Consider the following 17,543-nt stretch of genomic DNA (forward strand, 5'->3'; position numbering starts at 1 on the left):
CCCGCGCCTCATACGTCGTCGGCTCCACGACGAACGCTGCCTTCGCATCGTCCCAATACGCAAGCTCGGCCGCGCGGATCGTGAGGTCGACCGTTTTCTTCTGCCCCGCATCGAGCGCCACACGCGCAAATGCACGCAGCTCCCTCGGCGCCCGCATCACCACGCTTTGCGGCACGCTGATGTATAACTGCACGACCTCCTCGCCCGCACGCTGCCCCGCATTCGTCACGTCGACATGCGCAACGAGCTCGCCGGCTTGCTCGATCGAGGTCGCGTCGAGCCGAAAATCGGAATACGCAAACGTCGTGTACGAGAGGCCGAAGCCAAATGGGAAAACTCGGCGTGAGGTTTTCGTGATCGATATGCCGATAGCCGTGAAAGTAGCCGTACGTGACAACGTCGGCGTCGTTCACGAACGGAGGCAGTTGTGTCTCTGCTATCGGGAACGTCATGGGCAACTTCCCCGACGGATTCACGTCGCCAAAGAGCACGTCCGCAATCGCATTGCCTCCCTCTTGGCCGGGATACCACGCCATCATCACGCCCTCGGTGCCTTGAATCCAAGGTTCCACCAATATGGAAGCCCCACCTTCGAGGATGACGATGGTCCGCGGGCTGTTCGCCTTTACGCTTTCAATCAATGCAACGTCTTCCTCGTGGAGCCCGAGCGATTTGCGATCGCCCGCCGATACACCCTCGATATCCTCGCCTTCGTCCGCTGACGTGAGACCCACCACCACGATCGCCGCGTCCGCGTCGGCAATGGCAGCTTCATCGGCAGCCGATAGCGTCGGCCCAGGCACGTGCACGACCGTCAATCCAGCGCGCGCCATGAGCCCATCGAGCGGCGTTACCGCATACGAGGGGACGACGTTGCTGCTGCCCGTGTCGCCCAGGTTCGCCGTGTTCGCGAGCGCTCCGATGACGACCAGCTTCTTCGTCGTCGCCGGATCGAGCGGCAATGCGCCCATTTCATTGCGTAGCAACACAATCGCCTTCCCCGCGACCTCGCGCGCAAGCGCCGTGTGCTCCGCGCTTTCCACGACGGCGGGATCGACAATGGCTGGATCGTCGAGCTTGAATTCGAACTTCTTTCGCAAAATGCGCCGAACGGCATCGTCGATGACGTCCATGGGCACCTCCCCGTTTTCAACGGCCGCGACGAGCGGCGGGCCGTAATACGCGGCAAGAGGCATTTCGACATCGAGCCCCGCGAGCGCCGACGGGACGGTGCTCCGCGTGCCGAAAATCCAATCGGATTCGACGAAACCGTCAAAACCCCAATCGCCTTTCAGGATGTCGCGCAGCAGGTGCTCGTTCTCGGCGCAATAGTGCCCGTTGACTCGATTGTACGCGCTCATCACCGATCCCACGCGCGCGACCTTCACGGCCTTTTCGAAGTGCGGCAAGTACACTTCGCGCAGCGTGCGTTCGTCGAGCTGCACGTCGACCGTGAAGCGCGTGTTCTCGATGCTGTTGGCAGCGAAATGCTTGGCGCTCGCAATGACGTGCTCTTGCGCGCCCTCGATGAAGCCCACGCCCATTTCGCCAATGTGAAACGAGTCCTCGCCGTAGGTCTCCTGTGCGCGTCCCCAACGCGGGTGGCGCAGCACGTTGATGGTCGGCGCGAGGATCACGTTGCCACCCTTCGCCGCCGTCTCGAGGCCAATGGCCTGGCCGACGCGCTTTTCCAGCGCGGGATCCCACGTCGCGCCGCGAGCAATGCCAACCGGAAACGTCGTCGCCTTGCCCGCACGCACGCCACGCGGCCCATCGACCATTTTGAAACCGGGTATCTTGTGCGTCTCGTTCTCCTGCGTGTGCCAAAGCCCGCCCATTGCCACGATGCTTTGCCCGTGCATCTGAGCGACCTTGTCTTCGAGGGACATCGCCTCGAGCAGCGTCTCGACACGCTCGCCCACGGACGCATGTTTGGCGGCGGGAGGGTCGCCTCCACAAGCTGGAATGCAGGCGAGATTCAGGAGTAACCAGGGACCGAGAAGACATCGTCCGAAGCGCATGATCGGCGATGGTAATCCGTGCGAGATCCTTTCGTCGAGAGGAACGAACAAAATCCTTGCACGCCGAAACGAAACCGTGTAACCTCGCGTCGCCATGTTGATGTTCTACTTCATCTAAGAACGTCCGAGCTCCCTGCGTCAGGCTGCTGTGCACGCGTTTGCACGCGCCTTGTGTCGCGCAAGGGACTCCGTCTTGGCAAACTCGCTGGTCAGGCAGCTCCTGTCTCGTGCGCGTGAGCGTCGACGGAGGCACGAGAATGCTTTGGCATTGGGGGCTTCGGATCGCTTGCGGCGCTCTGCGCCCCGAACCCCATGCCGGCCAGTTGCGATCGCGTTGCAAACCAATGCGTCGCTGCCGAATACGCGCACGTACGTGCGCGGTCGCATAGCACGGTGACGAGAGATTCGTCGATTGGAGGATTTTGTATGGCTAAGTTTGGCTCGAAACCCATTGCAGAACATGCCGAAGTGCCCCTTGCCGACGAGGGTCGATGGGAAGAAATCGTCGATGATTGGACCGCACGCAAAGCGCTTGCACCGGCTCATGATGCAGAAGCAAGCGCAAGTTACGTCGTTTCGGTGGGGCAAGAGCGTGATGCACACGTACGTGCCGCGCAAATGGCCGAAATCGTCGCCTTGGTGCAAAGCCAAGGCGGCCGCGTGGTTGGACAAGAGATCTGCTTTTTGTCACAGCCGAATCCGCGAACGCTTCTGGGCAAAGGAACGGCGCAAGACATTGCCTCGAGAGCCCGTGCGAATGGAGCAACCATGCTCGTGCTCGATGCAGAATTGTCTCCATCGCAAGCACGCAACCTCGAAGACCTGGCAGGAATGCCCATTTGCGACCGGGAAGCGATCATTCTGAACGTGTTTTTGGCCCACGCAAAAACGCGTCGCGCTCGCATTCAAGTCGAAATTGCGCAGCTCGAATACCTGCGGCCACGAATCCGAGGCGTGGGACTGGACATGGACCAACAAACCGGAGGCATGACGAAAGCCCGCGGGCCTGGTGAAACAGCGTCGGAGCTGATGGCCCGAAAGCTCGACGGACGGCTCGAAGAGTTGCAGAAAGCTCTGAAAAAACTCGAGACGTCCAGTCGAACACAACGCAAAGAGCGCAATGCGTGCAAACGTATGGTGCTCGTGGGGTATACGAATGCCGGTAAAACATCGCTGATGAATGCTCTGACGGCAGCGGGTTTGTCGGCGAAGGACATGCCGTTCGAAACATTGGATACCACCTCGCGCTGCTTGACACGCCACGGCGGTGACGTGCTCATCAGTGACACGGTGGGCTTCATTCGGCGCCTGCCAGAACGGCTCATGGCCAGCTTCGAATCGACGCTTTCCGAAATCACCGAGGCGTCCCTTCTCGTCATCGTCATCGATGCATCCGATTACGAACGAGAATTGCACCTCCAAACGACGCTGGAAATCCTCGAAAAGATCGGCGCCGCCGATATCCCGAGGTTCTACGTGTTCAACAAACTCGACCGTCTCGCGGAAAAACCATACGCCGAACAGCTCGATGCGTGGAGCGGTGGGCATCCGTGGGCGGCGCTCAGCACACACGATGCAATCGCAGTCGCCAGCTTGGAAGAGCAGCTTTTGCGGGCGGTACGCAGCGAAGAAGAGGAAGTGACGACGTTCGTTCCTTATGCGGCCGGGAATGTATTGTCGCTCGTTTATGGCAAGTGTCGCGTGATTAGCAGCACTGCCGCCGAGGAAGGTCTCGAGCTACGGATTCAGGGGCCTGCTCAGGTGCTGTCACACATCCGCAATGCAATCGCAGGAGGCAATCGATGACAACGCTCGTGCATGTATCGGAAGCGCGCATCCTGACGCCGGCTGGGCGCCCGCTCTTCGATGGATTGAACATGCAATTGTCGAACGAACGGGTCGCGCTGATCGGCCGAAACGGCGTGGGAAAGTCTTCCCTACTTGCCGTTTTGGCCGGCGAGGCCGATGTTCAATCGGGTCGCGTGAAACTCCATGGCAAAGTCCATTGGGTACCTCAAATGGTCAATCCGGTGAACACCAGTTGTGGAGAGCAACGTAAACGCGCGCTGCAGGAAGCACTGGCTTCGGAAGCCGACATCTTGCTACTCGACGAGCCCACCGAAGATCTCGACGACGACGCGGTCGCGTGGCTGCGCCATGCATTGAAAGCGTGGCCCGGGTGTTTGGTGGTCGCTTCGCATGATAGAAGGCTGCTCGGCGATTTCGAGCATTTCTTCATCGCCAGCGAATCCGGTTGTCGCGCCTATTCGGGGACGCTGGACGGTCTCGATGTTCAATTGGAACGAGATGCCCAGGAAGCGCAAGAGCGTTATGCCAGCAGCTTGCAGCGCCTCGTGCAGCAGGAAGAGCATATCGATCACGTCGGGCGCAGGCGGGATCGCAAAAAGCGTCGAGGTCGCTGCTGCGAGCTCGACCGCGCAACGCCTCGCATACGGCTCAACGCGAAAAGAGGCCGCGCGCAGGTCTACCAAGGGCGGATGAAACAACAGCGCGAAGCTCGAATCGATTTCCTCCGGCAATGGACGAAGTCGACACGGCGCGCGTTGAACGTGAACCTCGCCCTGGAATTGCCCGTGCCCACCTTGCCCGATCCCGCGTCCGACGATATCGTGGTTTTGCAGGGAGCGACGGTGCAAATGGGAGGACGTTCCCTCTTTGGCCCGCTCGATTTGCGCATGGGGCGGCGCCGTATCGCCGTCGTTGGTCCCAATGGAGCGGGAAAAACCACGCTCCTCGATGTCGTGCTAGGCCGTCGTTCTCCCACGGGAGGCGCGGCATTGCGCGATATGTCGAAAATCGGTGCGATTGCGCAAGGTGCATCGGATTGGCTCACGGACGAATCGCTGCTATCGTACCTGAGCCTGCAAACGATTCGGCGAGGTGATGACGAGCTTGCTCGGATGCTCGTTGCGCACAAGTTTCCGCTGGCGCTTGCGGAGCGGCCATTGCGGTCGCTCAGCCCGGGCGAACGAGCGCGTGCTGCGTTGATTGCCTTATTTCAACGGGCCCCGCCCGTGGAGGTCTTGGTCCTGGACGAACCGACGTACAGTCTGGATCTCATAGGTCAACGGGCCATGACCGAAGCTCTACGGGCGTGGCCGGGAGGCTTGATCGTTGCGAGTCACGATCGGGACTTTCTGGCTGCGATTGGAGTGGATATGGTGATCGAACTGAATGGACCTCCATCCGCGCGGGGCCCATGATGCGCCCGACATTCGCGCGCGTGTGCCGCTGATGCTCGTTACCGCTTCGGCTTCTTCGGTGCGGGCGAGCGGTTCCTCGTGGCCACTTTGCGAATGGTTTCACCCAACTTCCGCAGCGTTGCGGCTCGTTTCTTCACGGGTTTGTCGCCGGACTCCACGAGCACCTTTTTCCCATCGAAAGCAATGGCCAATCGATGGATCTTTTCCACTCCTGCTGCGCGCAATTCGGCCGCGTAATCGTTGTCGCGCAGTTGCGAAAGCCCCTCGGCGAGCGCTTGTTTCAGTGTCCGTTCGCCTTTTTTGGCCGCCTTCAATTCGAGCACCACACCGGGCTTGCCTGGACGTCGCGGTTTGATGAGAACGTCTGGTCGTCCTTCGCCCGATTCACGATTCGAACGGACTTCGTAATCGGGTTCGAGCGCCGCGAGCAGCCCGATCATGAAGCCATGGTAAAACCGCTCCGGGTCCGGGCCACCGACGTCGTGATACGAAAGGGTGTATGCACAAAGCGGCTCAATCTGGCGTGCGAGCTTCTCCGCGTTGCCTTCCAAAAGCGCCTCCGTCAATGCCTGGATATGTCCCCCCGCGGCCTTGAGCCCCTTGTCGAGCCACATTTGAAACGTGCTTCGATACACTTCGGCAACTTCGCGGTTGGGAATGGACAACAAATGCCGCGGAGCCTCGAGCGCGTAGGCGGGTTTCATGCGAGTCGCTTTCAGGTAGCCGCCAAATACGAGCATGTTCCACAGTGCGTTCGTATTCGTCTCGAGCTCGGAGAAAACGATGTTGCTATCGAGCTGCTTGTCGATGGCGCCTCCTTCGAGCAGCTCGAGAATTTCTTTTTCAACGGCAAAAGCGTGATGCTGAAGCAGGTGTTTGATGAGCGCATTCTCGCTGGTATTGAGCCAATAAGGCAAGAGTAGCTTGTCCTTGCTGGACAAAAATTCGAGGATCGACCACGGATTGTAAATGGCTACGCCGCCAAAGTCGTATCCATTATAATAGGCGCGAAGGATGTCCAAGTGTTCTTCCATGCCTCCTTTTTGCAGGAGCGCCTGAAGCTCGGGCTCCGTGAAACCAAAGCACGTATTGAATTCGCCTTGGAGCAGCGTATAGACGCCGGGGTTGTTGAGGCCCGAAAAGATGCTTTCTTTCGCGACGCGCAAAATGCCCGTCATGACGGCTCGACCGAGGTGCGTATTGTCTTTCAGGCCCGCTTCCAGGAACGACCTAAAAAAGCCGATGACCTTGTCATAATAGCCATAGGTGTATCCTGCATGAATGGCCGCGTCGTATTCGTCGATGAGCACGATGGGGCGTTTGCCGTGGACTTCGTGCAGGTATTCCGTGAGGTTGAGGAGTGACCATTGGTAAAGTGCTTCGCTGGCCGTGCCCTCGATGACGGCTTGAAAGTCGCGTTGATTCGGCCCATCGAGCTTGCCTTCGAGCACCAAGCGATGGGCTTCGTACGATTTTCGGATCACTTGGCGAATCTTGTCGCGACATTCGTCGAAGTTGTCCGCTTTCGTGCCTTTGAAGCTGATGTGAATGACCGGATATTGCTGGAAATGGGCCCGATATGCATCTCCCGCACGGGCCACGTGCAGGTCTTCGAAGAGGTGCCACAAGTTTTCGTCACGCTTTTCGAAAAACCACTTCAGCATCGTGAGGTTGATCGTCTTGCCGAATCTACGAGGGCGCGGAAGCAGGACGACCGTATTGCCGTCGCGATCGAGCAGTTCGGTGATGAAGTGCGACTTGTCGACGAATTCGAACTTGCCTTCACGCAGAAGACGAAAGTCGGAGATACCGGTAGGAATGCGTAGGGCCATGGCGTGCTCGCGGAGGAGCATGCCAAAACAGGCGGGTGTGGTCAAGCAGGAAGCGATGCGTCAATCGACCCGCCCCGCACGACGCGATGTGCTCGCGCGGCAGCGTGCCTCGAATCAGCGACTCGTACGGGTCGAAATACCCGATTGCCCGGCCAAACGCATAGGCAGGTCCAACTCACTCGTTCGTCTCCGTTTGCGCAGATGCATTGGGGAGAGCATACCCTTTTCACGACGCAACGCGTTGCAAAGTTTTTAGAAGGGCGAAGGAAACGTTTCCTGTTGCGTCATGGCGTGTTGAGAAGGACGGGGGAAACGAGGTTGGTGAGCTCATGAGGTGTTTAGTGGGGTATGGGAAGCGTTTTGGGCGAGCGGGTAAAGCATTGAAATGGGCGGTGGAAGCATTCGGTGGTGCGTGATGACATGGAGAGCGCGGCGCAGGGAGCGGTTCGAGGGGTGGATGATCGTGCTAGCCGCAGTGGGGAAACGATTGCGAGGCGCGTGCGGCATGCCGAGGAAGGCGCGGGAGATGATGGGGACGAGGTTGTAAAGGCTCGAGAGAGGAGAGCGCGAGGGGCATCATGCCGACGAATGATCTGCGAAGTCGTCGATGCATTACGATGTCGGCGAAGGACACTACCATTGCCCTCGTAATCCCACGCTGCTCGGCCCCACCCATACGCTCGTTTGCGCCCCTGCCTCTTTCGGCTTCCCCATCACCACGAGCACCACGCCCGCCGTCGCCAAGACGCCCCCCACCACGAACGCAGCCGTCGACCCATTCCCAAATGTTATCGCGTCCCGGCGCAGCTCCTTGCCAACGTCGTCGCAAACATTGCTCGCATTGCAATGCCCGTCCTTGCTTTCCGCGTTCTTCGACAGCGCCAAACCACCCAGCACCGCACCTATCCCCATCCCCACCGCACCAAGCCCTATGCCCGCAAATCCAGCAATGCGTAGACCAGACATGGGCGTCCGCGGCTCGACAGGCGCGTCTGCCGGCTCGGATTGCCATGGTGGAGCGATTTCCACCCGCTCGGTCGCACCCACTTTCGCCGTCGCCGATGTCTTCCAGGGCTCCTTGTTCAATGCCGTCACTTCAATCTCGTACGAGCCCGGATTCACGGCAAGCTCCGTCCCCCATTTGCTCGCCACGATCGGCACACCATTGCGCGCGATCGACATCCCCGGTGTCGCCGCAATCCCGTCGGGTACCACCACCACCAACTTCGGTACCCGCGTCTTCAATTCCTTGATCCGCCCCTCGATTTCGTTGACCTTGTCCGTACTCTTTTGATCCACGGCCAGCGGCTTCGTCGCTTCCAAAAGCTCGAGCGCGTCCGCGGGTTTGTCGATCTTTTCGTAACACAAGGCGAGCGTCATCGCCGTGCGCACATGCTCCGGCAATATCTTTCGCGCCGCTTCCAGCTTCGGACAAGCTGGAGAAAATTGTCCCTTCTCCATGTCCTTCGCTGCATCTTGATACAGCTTCGCCGCTTCATTGGCCGCCGCTGCACCCGACTGCGCCCACGACGCCGACGGCAATGCCACGCACCCCAAAATCAAACACGATGTGCACAATCGTCGATGCATGGATGTTTCTCGATGGGTCGCTTGCCGCAATGCCTCAATCATTGAAGCCAGGAATGTCTATTTTCTTCTTCGAAGGACCCGTCGGCTTGGTGCGCACCGTATTGCCGCTCGACGTATCCGTCTTTTTTGGGGGCGATGCTTTCGCCGTCGTGTCGCCCGCGTCATCCGTCGACGCAGGCGCCGTAACGTCCGCAGACGCCGACGCCGACGGCGCGACCGGCACGGGCTGCACCGCCGCCACGGACACGCGCGCATTCTCGTCCGGCTGCGATGCCCCAGCAGACGGCGCGGCCATGGGCGTCTCCGATGTCGCCGACGTCGGACCACTCGACAACGAAATACCCATCCCAATCAATGCCCCGACACCAAGCACCGCGGCTGCCACAATCACCACGGTTTTCTTTTGGCTTTCGACCTTGCTCGTATTGCCCCAGGCTCCATGGGTTTGCCCTTGCACCGACGCAGAAATCTGGCCCCGATCCGCCGGCACTTGCCCCTCACCGAAAGCACCTTGCCCAATTGCAGCGAGCGATCGTCGCGCATCCATGTCGGCACTCGCCTGAGCAACCACCCCCGGCGGCGGTACGCTCGGCGTCGCGCCATGACCAGCAAGGGCAGGCCCAGCAGGGGGCGCAACTGCGACGAACGATGGGAACTGCGCACGCGGTGCGGGGGTTGAGGCCACGGGCGCCCGCATACCTCCGGGCAACGTCTGCACCAGTTGACCCATCGTGAAAGGCTGCAAGGCCTGCATCAATTCGACGACCGTGGAAAAACGCTGCGCCGGTTGCTTCTCCAGACAGCGCATCACCACGGCTTCGAACGCCGGCGGCAAATCAGGGCGATACCGACTCGGCGGCTGCGGAGCGCTCGTGAGCACCTTCGCCACGAGCTCCGTCATCACCGTCGCCGTGAATGGAAGCGTCGCCGTGACCAATTCATACAAAATCACACCCAAAGACCAAATGTCACTGCGCATGTCCGTCGCCTTGATGTTCGCCATCTGCTCGGGCGACATGTACGAAGGCGACCCTATGAACGTGCCGGTCTTGGTCAAATCGAATCCGGAATTCCCCGCGGAATCCAGCTCCTTCGAAATGCCGAAGTCGAGCACCTTGATACACGGCGAACCATTTGGTCGCCGCGTGAGGAACAAGTTGGCCGGCTTGAGATCCCGGTGCACGATCCCGTTCGCGTGCGCCTCGGCAACGGCTTCACAAGCTTGGTACACGTAGAGAGCAGCTTCCTCGATCGCAAACGCACCTTGCTTTTTCACGCACGCCTTGAGGTCGATGCCATCCAGGTATTCCATCAGCATGTACGGCGTGCCCGATTCGAGGCTTCCGACGTCGTGCACACGAGCAACGTGTTCGCCCCTCAGCCGCGCTGACGCTCGCGCTTCACGCAAGAAACGTTCGACGGCGTCGTGTTGCGTCGTCGCTGCGGGCAGCATCATCTTGATCGCGAATAGCTCGTTCAAGTGCACGTGACGTGCAGCCACGACGATACCCATCCCTCCTTCGCCAAGCACTCGTTCCACACGATACTTGCCGAGCAGGACATCGCCCACTTGCACGAATGACTTCGCAGAAGGCTTCATTTCATGGATCCTGCCGCTCCGCGTGCCCGCGCCGACGACGCATCGGCGAAAGCGCCTCAACGTACCAGATCCCGTGGCGGCATGGCAACAAGCGTGTTCGTTCGGTGCGTGCACTTCGTCGGCGTGTCGCTCGAACGTCCCGCCAGGGCTCTGGTATGCGAGCACGGATGTCATGTAGAGTGTTCCGAAGGGACACGCGCGAGGTGACCGGACATGACGAGAACAACGCAGCACGTGCAGTTTCGAAAAGGGCTCATGGGGTTTGCCTCGGTACTGGCGCTCGGAGCGTGCGTACAAATCGCGGGCATCGAAGAACCCGTCGATGGCGTAGGCGGCACGGGGAATGGTGGAGACGGCGGAGAAGGTTGGGCGAGCTCGAGCAGCTCGACGGGAAGCTCGTCGGGCGGTGGAGGATCCGGCGGCGGAGGATCCATGGTGTGCATGCCTGGGTCGACGATGTCTTGTTACACGGGACCGGTCGCGACGCTGAACGTGGGGCAATGCAAAGGGGGTACGCAGACGTGCGCACCGGATGGATCGGGTTATGGCGCTTGCCAAGGCGAAGTGCTGCCAGTAGCGGAAATATGCAACAACGCCGTCGACGAGGATTGTGATGGTGCCGCGCCGCAGGGGTCGGATTGTCTGGTGAGCACGGACCTCGTCGTGCGGTATTTTTTGGATGAGGCGGACGATGGACAAGGGCCGACGAGCGCGGTCGATGCGGCGCCCGTGCCATTGAACTTGCCGATCACGTATGGCGCGGGCACACAACCGAATTATACGTCGTCGATCACGGGTCGAGGGCTCGAATGGACCATGGCCGACGGTCCCGGCGTGGCAAAAGCGCCTGTGGGCGGCACGAAGGTCTCCTCGATGCTCAATGGGAAGCAGCAAGTTACTTTGGAACTGGTCGTCGCGATCAACGCTGCCACACCTGAGTTCAACCGCGTCATGGCCATTGGAGGCAGTTCGAATGATCGGCTGACGCTGGGTGTCGACATGACACCGCAATTTGAAATGCAGTTTAACGAAACGTACCGAGCCAGGTGGGCACTCACTTACGGCACTCGGCGCGTCATTCATGTCGTCGTGGATACGACCCAAGCCAATCTGTCAGATCGCGCGCGAATGTATTTCAACGGCATGATCCAGGGCAGCACCATGAGTATGCTTCCGCAAAACATCACATTGAACATTGATCAAAACACATACTTGAGCCTGGGCAATCGAGACACCCAGGGTCGTTCGATGAATGGCATACTCTCGTACGCGGCGCTTTATGCGCGGGCATTGACGGAAGCGGAAATCGCCACCAACGTCAGCTTCTTGCAATCGACGGACGACAAGTGACGCGCTCGACCAAACGTCTCTGCGTAGGTTGCAGATTCGAGCGGCACGAAGTAATGAATCGACACACTGGCCAACCGTGACTCGTTTCGACATTCGATGGTGCGTCCGCGCTGAGCAAACCCCATGCTCGGCGTGGATCAAACAAGACGACCCCGCGCTGCCTGCGTCGGCCGTCGAGCCGCTTCGCGAATTGGATGCCCATGCTCGCAGTGCCACCGCTTTCTTTGCACGCGTTGGCCTTGGAGATGCCGCTTCCCATGCGGATGTCCTTCTCATTGCGAACCTTGCCGAAACCAACGCGCGCAGCATCACCTCCGCCGACGAGCTTGGCGGGTGTGGCGGGGCGCTGCGCGATTCGTCGCTTTGCAATGGCCGAGGCGCCATTCTGTTTGGCGTACGCGCGAAGCAGCTTTGCACCGATCCGGACGTCGTCACGCACGAGCTGGCGCATGTCTGGATGCACCCGATGCTCGGCGAAAGCCGCTGGACATTGGATACCGCCGGCACTTCGAACGACCCGGCCATCATCAAGGAAGCGCTCGCGGATTTCTATGCGGCCGTCATGAGCGGCGATCCTGTTTGGGGCGAGCGGTCGGCGTTTCCCACGGAGGCCGCTCGTTCGATGCGCGTGAACGTGGTTTTTCCGGAAGCTCGCACCGGCGCCGCTCATAACGATTCGCTCGCTCTTTCGAGCGCGTTGTGGGGCGTGTATTCGAAGGAGAAGGAGCCTTTCGTCAAAGGACTCACGCGCTACATCGTCGGTATGACCGCGCCCCCGAAAGCCGTTGCTCCGTGGGCCCGTGGGCTCGCCGTGGAGCTGGGAACGACGGATGCTGCGCTCGGTGCGACGTGGCTGCGAGCAGCCGAGCAGCATGGGCTTTTGCTGGAAGAGCGAGTGCTCGACATTGGCTTCGATGCAATGACGCGTGCGTATGCGGATGGATTCGTGGTTCCTGGGCGGAAAGACGTACCGGACGCGGCCTTGCCGCGGTCGGTCGTGCAATTTCGCGGGCAATCGCCGGTCGCGAGCAAGGGCATCGTGTCGCTCCGAGCCAGCGCGGGTGCCGAGGCGCAATTGGAGGCCGTCGTTCGGGCCGGCGAGCTCGTCGACGATGCAACGGCGCTCGGCGCGCGCGCCCCATTCAAGCGGGCCGGTGGTCGATTCGAGGCGCCGCTGGAGCTGCCCGAGGGGCGTTATTACGTGCAGATCACGAATCGTGGGGATACTGCGACGTGGTTCGATGACGTCGCCATTCGCCTCGTGGAATCGGCGCCCGAATTGCCGCCGCCGGCTGGTGGTTCGTCGCCGAATGCAATGGTCATCGGCGCGGGCCTATTGGCGGCGGTTGTATTGGTGTACGTGGTGCTGCGACGGCGGTCGCAAACGTAGAGGGGGAATTACGGTCTTTCTCTCTCCCCCTCTCCGCCGCGTTTTACGCGGGGGAGAGGGGGCCGGGGGGTGAGGCGTGTCTACGCACTCCCGCTCAGGGCAGCGCCAGGCCGCACATCAGGCCCGATTGGTGACGCCCGCACACGTCTGCTGCGCCGTCGCCATTCAGGTCCGGGAAGCGAATCGTCGACCAATGCGAGGCGTGCGTATGCCAGTTGCTCGCATCGCTGTACACCATGTCCCAATTTACCAAACCCGTGAACGCCGACCCATTCGACACCGCGCAGCGTATTCCATTGACACCACGACCGCACACGTCCGCCTTCCCGTCGCCATTGACGTCTGCAAAGCGAATCGTTGCCCAATACGCCGGATCGCTGTTCCATCCGGCGCCGTCGTGATAACCATTCGTCCAGCCCGCAGATGGACCGAATTCCGTACCCGTGGAAACGGCACAGATGATCTGGTCCGTGCCGCGGCCGCAAACGTCGGCTTTCCCGTCGCCATTGATGTCCACGTATTGGATCGTCTTGTAATGATCCGGGTCGTCCCAGCCACCGGCCGAGCTGTATTCGCTCGTCCACGCGCTCAGCCCGCTCAGGCCGCCGAACGTCGTCCCGTCCGACAATGCACAAACCAGCCCATTCGCATCGCGACCGCAAACATCCGCTTTGCCATCGCCATTCACGTCTGGAAAGCGAATCGTCGACCAACGCACCTCGGTTGACCACTCCTCGGAGTCGCTGAATCTCGTGTTCCAGAAGGAGGCCGGCTCGAACGTCGTCCCCGTCGACAACGCGCACAGGATCCCGTTCGCGCTCCGGCCGCAGACGTCCGCTTTGCCGTCGCCATTGATGTCGGGAAACTGGATTGTCCCGTAATACCTCGGATCCGTCTGCCAGACGCCGTCATCAGCGAATGCGCTCGTCCACTCCGTCACCGCCCCGAAGCTCGTCCCGCCCGACAAGCCGCAGATGATCCCATTTCCCGCGCGCCCGCAAATGTCGGCTCTCCCGTCGCCATTGATGTCCGCTAGCCGGACCGTCGACGAATATTGAGCAGGCGTCCACCCCAACTGGAACCCGCTCGTCCAGTGCACGAAATCGCCAAAGCTACCATTGCCGTCGCTCACGGCACAGCGAATCCCGTCCTCCGAGTCGCCGCACACGTCGTCGCGCCCGTCGCCGTTCAAGTCCGCATACTGAATCGACCGATAACGACGCTCGTTGTCGTACCACCCATCCGCATTGGTCATGCTCGGCGTCCAGACCGCAACGTTCTGAAACGACGTCGGTGGAATGAAGGGCGCGTACACGAGCTGCAGCGGTGGAACGGAATTGGGAGCGTTCGAGCCGACCGTCGAAGTCCAGCCGCAATGGCCGCCGCCCGTGAGGTCCACCGTGCGACCGCCTCCGCCATACGTGATCGAGCCGGCCGGTATGTAACCACCGGTTTTGAATTGATCGGGTGCCACGACGAACGGCAATCCCGTCAAATTGACGTTTGCAACGCCGGCCTTGCTCCCTTCAGCGATGCAGTCCATCGCCGTTGCGTAAGGCATCGATGTGACGGGGTTATTCGAAAGAGTCACGTTCCCCGTCGATGTGGCGAACGTCAAGTCGTGCGCGTCCACTTGAAGCGTCACCGGGTCGATCCGCACCTTCGTGAAGCTCGTCCGCACGTTCGTCCCCGGAGAAGCCCCTCCCGCCGTGTATTGCGAAAAGTTCGCGTTCGTCGTATTGACCAGCGTCAAATACGTCTTCGGCATGCCCGCCATATCCGCGCAATATGCCTTCCACGGCTTTTGCGCATCACCGCCCGCGTAGATCGTGTATTCGCCATCCACGGCACCCGGATCGGCTGCCTTGTGGTCGTCGCAGCTCGAAAACCACCCTTTCCTGCAAATCCCTACCGCGCAGCTCCCTTCCGCGCAATCCGCGTCCTGGAAGCACTTCTGCCCCGTCGCACATCCAATGAAACACGCAGCACCGCAATCGATGTCCGATTCCCCCGGCGTCAGCTTCAAGTCCCTGCACGACTCGTCCACGCATCGATACCCATTGCTCGCACCGCTCGCGCATTCCGCGTCGATGTCGCAATACGCCCCCAGCCCGCACGCATTGCAGCTCCCGCCGCAATCCGCCCCGCATTCCCCGTTGTTCTTCGTGTTGTCCTGACACGCATCGGCCACGCAGAATCCAAGGCTCGACCCGCTTCCCGGCGACACCCTGCAATAACCGCTCTTGCAATCGCTCGGCTGCAAACACGCCCGTCCCAGCGTGCACTTCCCACAAAGCACGCCACCGCAATCCGTCGCGCTTTCATCCCCGTCGACGACCCCGTTCTGGCAATGATCCGTATTCGAGCATTTCCCGGCCGCGCAATATCCAACCGCGCAATCGCTGTTCTTCTTGCACTCCTTCTCCTCCGCGCAGCCACTGCATTGCCCGCCGCCGCAATCCGCGTCCGTTTCCAGCCCGTCGACGGCCAAATTCGTGCACGTCGGCGTGCAGTAACCGAGCCCCAACACATCCCACTTCTTTTCGAGCAGCGGCCATTCCTTCGAATACAGCTCCGGCGGATACCACGTCGCTCCAAGCGGCGTCCCCGACGACCCCAGGTAGCTCGACCCAGGCACCTGCCCACGCGCGCCAACCTTCAGCCCAACACCCGCGAATAGACCAAGCTTCACCTCCCCCTTCGGCATCGTCGACGTCGCAACCCCGTCGCACGTCGTCTTGTACGATGCTCGCCCGATGATCGACGCCCGAATCCCCGCATTCAACCCGATCGTGTCGTAAATGAACGCATTGATGCGCGGAATCAGCCCGCACGTCGCGATCAGCGAACCACCCGCGAGCACCTGCACGTTGACTTTCCGAGCCGACCCCAGTTGTGGCGTCGTCGCCGACAACTTCCCATTTTCATAACGCGCCGAAAACTTGAACGTCAGCGCTTGCTCCAGCTCCGCCACCGCCTTGATGCTCGCCCGCGCTTCGAAACCGCATTCCAGATCGAGCTGAAACGTTTCGGTGAAAATCACCGGCACAGGTCCCGCAAAGACCGTCTGCGTCAATGGCTTGGAAATGAAGAGCGTCTTGGTGAACGCCGTTCCCGGCTTCAAATCCGGATGCCCTATGAAGAATTCTTTCGTGTGCGTCAGGACCTCCGCCCGCGTCGTCGGCGCATTCTTGAACATGTTCTCCAAGTCCACGCCCGACTTCCCTCCCGCCGAAGCCAGACCCGCCTCGAAGTTCGCCACGACTCGGTCGTGAGCCCGCAGATAGCTGTCCGCATTGACCCAAATCGCAAATGGTTTTTCCCCTCCAATCGACCCCAGCCCCGGAACCGTGAATCCCACCTGCACGTTCGGATTGAAGTTGATCCCCGCGTCGATCGTCGCATTGCCCGCCAGCGTCAATTCGATGGGCAGTTTCCCCGTCGGGTTGAACGTCTGCTTGTAATCGAGCTTCAAAAAGTCGAACGTAATGTTCTTTCCGATGTCCTTGCTCAGCGGAATGCTCCCGCTGAAGCTCTTCGCGGTCACGGTTTCCCACACGTTCGTCGACGCTTTCGCGACCGCCTTCGCCGCTCCGCCAATGGCGCCCCCCACGGCGCCTGCGCCCTTTTTCACGGCTTTCGCGAGCCACCCGAATCCGGGGTCGCCGGGCATTGCTGGAGGTAGCGACATCCCGTCCTCGCCGACGTCCCCTGCTTCCAATGGGAAGTCATCGGGGAGCGTCTCCATTTCGGTCGAGAAGTCCACGTTGGAATAGAGGTTTTCGGCGGCCCAATCCAGGTCGAGCTTCGTCAGGTCGACCTCTTTGGCTTTATCGGGGTCGAACGTCATTTGCACGTCGCCCTCGAAGATTTCTTGCAGTACGGGGATTTCGGTCGCAACGACGATATTTTGGCCCTGTTCCGCGACGCTCACCACGCGCCGAGCGAATCCCATGGGGTTTTTCCCAATTCCTTCGCCCGGCTCTCCGACCACGATACGCCCTGGCTTCCACGCCAGCACTTCCGTATGAGTTTTGGGGAAAATGAGCTCCGTGGCCGTTACGGTCACGTCGTCCGCTTGTTCTTTCGTCGCGGCTTCGACGCCTGGGCGCGGGATCAAATTGTTGTAATCGGGATCGAGCGACGGTTGCCAATTGGCTTTGATCGCATCGAGCGCCTCGTCGGAGTCGCCTGCGGAGATGACGGTTCCTGCCGGCACCACATCGTCATCCGGCCCGGGTTTGACCGGCGTCGGCGGGGCGGTATCGCTACAGCTCGCGGCGATGAGGACGCCGAAGCACAGAAGGGTAAGCGGGGCTGAGTGTTTGGGTTTCATGCTTCCTGTTTCGAGTGAAGTGAGGTGAAGCTCGAGCGAGCGAGTGTTCCGCGCGCTCGGCAAAGACCGTACCGGCCGGAATGCGCAGAAGGAGGCGGCGAGCATAGTTCAGCGTTCGATCGAGTTGGCAAGAAATCGGGCTCGTTGCCGACGAAATCAGGACGACGCGCGGGGCGCCTGTAACATGTGGCGATACGCGT

9 protein-coding genes are annotated in these 17,543 nt (G+C 60.5%); 4 read left to right on the top strand and 5 right to left on the bottom strand.

Annotated elements, in window-relative coordinates; all coding sequences use genetic code 11:
* Positions 1–8: 8 nt before the first annotated feature.
* Positions 9–2,021: a glycoside hydrolase family 3 C-terminal domain-containing protein gene (locus tag IPM54_43890; GenBank protein ID MBK9266716.1), complete on the bottom strand. Its 2,013-nt coding sequence runs from the start codon at positions 2,019–2,021 to the stop codon at positions 9–11.
* A 426-nt stretch (positions 2,022–2,447) separates the two neighbouring features.
* Here IPM54_43890 and hflX point away from each other — a divergent pair, with 426 nt between their 5' ends.
* Together hflX and IPM54_43900 are read left to right on the top strand one after the other, a co-directional pair.
* Positions 2,448–3,827, top strand: coding sequence for a GTPase HflX (gene hflX, locus IPM54_43895; protein MBK9266717.1), 1,380 nt, complete (start codon positions 2,448–2,450; stop codon positions 3,825–3,827).
* Complete coding sequence (locus IPM54_43900; GenBank protein ID MBK9266718.1) at positions 3,824–5,245, top strand: ABC-F family ATP-binding cassette domain-containing protein; 1,422 nt, start codon at positions 3,824–3,826, stop codon at positions 5,243–5,245. The genes hflX and IPM54_43900 overlap by 4 nt, the downstream gene beginning before the upstream one ends.
* Positions 5,246–5,283: 38 nt before the next feature.
* Here IPM54_43900 and IPM54_43905 read toward each other — a convergent pair whose 3' ends face one another.
* The 3 genes from IPM54_43905 to IPM54_43915 form a co-directional block, all read right to left on the bottom strand.
* Positions 5,284–7,077, bottom strand: a complete 1,794-nt coding sequence (locus IPM54_43905; protein MBK9266719.1) for an AAA family ATPase — start codon at positions 7,075–7,077, stop codon at positions 5,284–5,286.
* Positions 7,078–7,710: 633 nt separating this feature from the next.
* Complete coding sequence (locus IPM54_43910; protein ID MBK9266720.1) at positions 7,711–8,667, bottom strand: hypothetical protein; 957 nt, start codon at positions 8,665–8,667, stop codon at positions 7,711–7,713.
* 34 nt (positions 8,668–8,701) lie between these two features.
* The gene (locus IPM54_43915) at positions 8,702–10,267 is read right to left on the bottom strand and encodes a protein kinase (GenBank protein ID MBK9266721.1); all 1,566 of its coding nucleotides are present in this window, start codon (positions 10,265–10,267) and stop codon (positions 8,702–8,704) included.
* Positions 10,268–10,480: 213 nt separating this feature from the next.
* On the opposite strand from IPM54_43915, the gene IPM54_43920 reads away from it, so the two are divergent.
* A complete protein-coding gene (locus IPM54_43920; protein ID MBK9266722.1) occupies positions 10,481–11,617 on the top strand; it encodes a hypothetical protein in 1,137 nt (378 codons plus the stop codon).
* Positions 11,618–11,963: 346 nt separating this feature from the next.
* The gene (locus IPM54_43925) at positions 11,964–13,007 is read left to right on the top strand and encodes a hypothetical protein (protein ID MBK9266723.1); all 1,044 of its coding nucleotides are present in this window, start codon (positions 11,964–11,966) and stop codon (positions 13,005–13,007) included.
* 94 nt (positions 13,008–13,101) lie between these two features.
* On the opposite strand, the gene IPM54_43930 is transcribed toward IPM54_43925, so the two are convergent.
* A complete protein-coding gene (locus tag IPM54_43930; protein MBK9266724.1) occupies positions 13,102–17,343 on the bottom strand; it encodes a VCBS repeat-containing protein in 4,242 nt (1,413 codons plus the stop codon).
* Positions 17,344–17,543: the final 200 nt, after the last annotated feature.

This window comes from Polyangiaceae bacterium, from assembly GCA_016715885.1.
In the GTDB taxonomy this organism is placed as follows: Bacteria; Myxococcota_A; Polyangia; order Polyangiales; family Polyangiaceae; genus Polyangium.